This window comes from Vibrio sp. 704, from assembly GCF_033339295.1.
Genome location: NZ_JAWOUH010000653.1, coordinates 1 through 612, shown reverse-complemented (window position 1 = coordinate 612; position 612 = coordinate 1). Strand labels below are relative to the sequence as shown.

Below are 612 nucleotides of genomic sequence, written 5' to 3'. Positions count from 1 at the left end.
ATGAAGGCTTTAGAAAATGCAGAAATCGCCACACTGGCTGGCGGCTGTTTTTGGTGTACGGAATCGGACTTAGAACAGCTTCCTGGCGTCTTAGATGTGGTGTCTGGCTACTCCGGCGGGCACGTGAAAAACCCAACCTATCGCCAAGTATCTTCTGGAAAAACCGGACACATTGAATCCATCGAAGTGAAATACGACCCGAATGTGGTGAATTACGAACAAGTACTCGATTACTTTTTCCGCCACATTGACCCAACCGACGATAAAGGATCATTTGTCGACCGAGGTCCACAGTATCGACCTGCCATTTTCTACCACAACGCAGAGCAAAAGCAGATCGCAGAGCAGTTTATGATGGAAATCGACAATGCGAAGATTTATCCAAAACCGCTTAAAACTGAGTTGATCAAGTTTGAGACATTTTATCCAGCGGAAGAGTACCATCAGGATTACTACAAAAAGAGCAGCCTAAAGTACAAGTACTATCGTTACGCATCCGGTCGAGACAAATACTTGGATGAAGTGTTTGGTGACGATCGCAAAGAACATCCGAAAACACTGCGTCAGCTTATCGATGAGAAAAAACTGCTGTCGAAGGTAAAAGCATACAAC

At 44.9% G+C, this 612-nt stretch carries 1 protein-coding gene; it reads left to right on the top strand.

Going from position 1 to position 612, the window contains the following annotated elements:
• Window positions 1–612: peptide-methionine (S)-S-oxide reductase MsrA (gene msrA / locus R7R24_RS28315; protein WP_318120396.1), on the top strand; the 612-nt coding region annotated here is incomplete at both ends.